The sequence below is a fragment of the Streptomyces europaeiscabiei genome, assembly GCF_001550375.1.
Lineage (GTDB): Bacteria > Actinomycetota > Actinomycetes > Streptomycetales > Streptomycetaceae > Streptomyces > Streptomyces europaeiscabiei.
Map to the genome: position 1 here is coordinate 1 of NZ_LRTR01000474.1, position 3228 is coordinate 3228.

Consider the following 3228-nt stretch of genomic DNA (forward strand, 5'->3'; position numbering starts at 1 on the left):
CGGGCTCCCGCAGCCACGCCCGGAACAGGGCGTCCAGCGGTCCGTCCGCGTAGCGCCCGGCGTGCGCGACGAAGCCGGCCGTCGTGACGGCGCCGCCGCGATGGACGGTCGCCCAGCCGCGCAGCATCCGGAAGAACGCGTCGTCGCCGAGCGCACATCGGACCGCGTGCACGGTCAGGCCGCCGCGCTCGTAGAGCCGGTCGTCGAACATCAGCTTGCGGCCCGGATCGGCCAGCCGCAGGTCCTGGGGGAGCGCGGCGAGCTTCCGGTGCGCGACGGCGGCCAGTTGCTGCGCCGTACGTCCGCCGGAGCGCTCCGACCACAGCCACTCCGCGTACTTGGCGAACCCCTCGTTCAGCCAGATGTGCCGCCAGTCGGCGATGGACACACTGTTGCCGAACCACTGGTGCGCCAGCTCGTGCGCGACCAGCCGCTCCGAACCCCGCGCCCCGTCCACATGGTTGGCGCCGAACAGCGACAACCCCTGTGCCTCGACCGGGACATCGAGCTCCTCCTCGGTCACCACCACCGCGTACTCCCCGAACGGGTACGGCCCGAAGAGCTCCTCGAACAGCTCCATCATGACCGGCTGCCGCGCGAAGTCCCGGGAGAACTCGGTGAGGAGGTGGGCCGGTATGTGCCCGTGCTGGGGTATGCCTCCGGGGCGCGGGTCGCCCAGCAGCACGGTCTGGTACTTGCCGATCGACAGACCGACCAGATAGCTCGACGTCGGCGCCGACTGCTCGTACACCCACGTCGTCGTGGACGCCTTCGCCGTACGGGTGAGCAGCCGCCCGCCCGCCACCACCTGGTACGCGGACGGCGTCGTGACCGAGATCTGGTACGAGGCCTTGTCGGCGGGCCGGTCGTTGCACGGATACCAGGACGGCGCCCCGACCGGCTGGCTCGCCACCAGCGCCCCGTCGGTGAGCTCCTCCCAACCGATCCCGCCCCAAGGGCTGTTGACCGGTTTGGGATTGCCCGACCAGTGGACCTCGACCGTGAACGCGGCCCCGGGCCGGATCGGCTTCGCGGGCCGGATGCGCAGCCTGCCGCCCCGGTGCGTGTAGTGCGGCGCCCGGCCGTCGACCCGCACCCGGCCGATCTTGAAGTCGGCGAGGTTCAGCTGGAACTCGGCGAGCGCGACCCGGCCCGCGATGGCGTTGAGCCGCGCGGTGCCCGACAGCCGGTTCGGCCCCGGCCGGTAGTCCACAGCCAGCTCGTACCGATGCACCCGGTAACGGGAATCACCGTTCGCCGGGAAGTACGGGTCCGGACCCACTGACTGCTGAACCGCCACTGCCGCTTCTGCTCCCCGCTCAGCTCTCGTACGACGTCCATCGTCCCCCGAGTACCCCGACGTCGCACGAGCCGCATTCAGCGGCGCCATGCTTCGATCGGGTTGCCCAGCCACCGGGTGTCGTCGGGAACGGACTCCGCGGCCATGACCAGCGACGCCGGACCCAGCGTGGTGCGGGCCCCGACCACGCTGCCGGGCAGGACGATGCCGCCCGGGCCCAAGGTGGCACCCTCACGGAGCTCAACAGTATCCGTCCGCAAGATCCGGTCGTGGAAGAGGTGGGTCTGGAGCACGCACCCCCGGTTCACCGTCGCCCCGTCGCCGAGCGTGACGAGGTCGGTCTCGGGTAGCCAGTAACTCTCGATCCACACCCCCTTGCCGATCCTCGCCCCGAGCCCGCGCAGCCATACGTTCAGCACCGGTGTACCCGGCACCGACCCGGCCAGCCACGGCACGGCCAGCACCTCGACGAAGGTGTCCGCCAGCTCGTTGCGCCACACGAAACCGCTCCACAGCGGATGCTCACCCGTGTGGTGCCGCCCCACGAGCAGCCACTTCGCGACGATCGACACCAGACAGGCCAGCAGACCCACCCCGAGCAGCACGACCCCGCCCAGCAGCCACGCCCAGCCGTCCAGCACGCTCAGCGCCGCCACCGTCAGCAGCGCGAGGCCCGCCGAGCAGAACACCGGCACGATCCGGCACAGCTCCACCAGGGCCCGCGCCCACAGCAGCCGCGCGGGCGGCTCGTACGTCAGGCTCTGGTCACCGTCCGCGGCCGACCGGGGCAGCTTCACCGGCGGCAGCCCCAGGTACGAGCTGCCCTTCTTGGCTTTCTTCGGCGTCGCCGACAACACACCCACCAGGCCGCCCTCCGGCACGGACCGTCCCGGCGCGGTCATCCCGGAGTTCCCGAGGAACGCCCGCCGCCCGATCTCCGCCCGCCCGATCCGCAGCCAGCCACCCCCCAGCTCGTACGGCGCGGTCAGCGTGTCGTCCGCGAGGAACGCCCCGTCGCCGACCGTCGTCAGACTCGGCAGCGCGAGGACGGTGGACACCTCGGCGCCCTTTCCGATCCGCATCCCGAGCAGCCGCAGCCACATCGGCGTGACCAGTCCGGCGTACAGCGGGAACAGCGTCTGCCGTGACCGGTCCATCAGCTGCGTGACCGTCCACGCCTGCCACCCCACCCGGCTGTGCGTCGGGTGCGTGCCCTCCCGCAGCCCCAGACTCAGCACCCGTACGGCGACGAGCAGCAGCAGCGCGTACGCCGCCCCGAACGCGAGCGTGGCCGGCACCAGTCCGAGCGCCGCACCCCGCACGGCTGCGCCGAGCCCTGTGTCCGCGGCCACGAACAGACTCAGCACGGCCAGCGAGGCGACCCCGGCGAGCACCGGCAGCGCGGTCAGCCCGACCCCCGTCACGCCGTACGACACCCGCCAGAACAGGCCCCGCTGCGGCCGTTCCCCGGGCCAGTTCCGCTTCGCCTTGCCCAGCTTGACCGCAGGTGCCCCGGCCCAGCGCTGCCCGGTGGGGACCTGCCCGGCCACGGCCGACCCGGGCGCCACCTCGGCCCGCTTGCCGACCCTGGCGCCCGGCAGCAGCATGCTCCGCGTCCCGACGACCGCACCGGCGCCCACCTTGACGGGTCCGACCTCCAGCCGGTCCCCGTCCAGCCAGTATCCGGAGAGATCCACCTCGGACTCCACGGCAGCGCCCCGCCCGAGCTTGAGCATCCCGGTCACCGGCGGCAGCGTGTGCAGGTCGACATCGGCCCCGACCCTGGCGCCCAGCGCCCGCGCGTACCGCTCCAGCCACACCCCGGTCAGCGAGGTCGCCCCGCTGAACTCGGCCAGCCGCTCGGCCGCCCACAGCCGCAGGTGCACGCTCCCGCCGCGCGGGTACCGCCCGGCCTCGACCCCGCGCAG

The 3228-nt window shown here is 72.7% G+C and carries 2 protein-coding genes; both read right to left on the bottom strand.

Annotated elements, in window-relative coordinates:
• Window positions 1–1300: M1 family metallopeptidase (locus AWZ10_RS23085; protein ID WP_060891955.1), on the bottom strand; the 1300-nt coding region annotated here is incomplete at its 3' end.
• 77 nt (window positions 1301–1377) lie between these two features.
• Window positions 1378–3228: Pls/PosA family non-ribosomal peptide synthetase (locus tag AWZ10_RS23090; protein WP_341846092.1), on the bottom strand; the 1851-nt coding region annotated here is incomplete at its 5' end.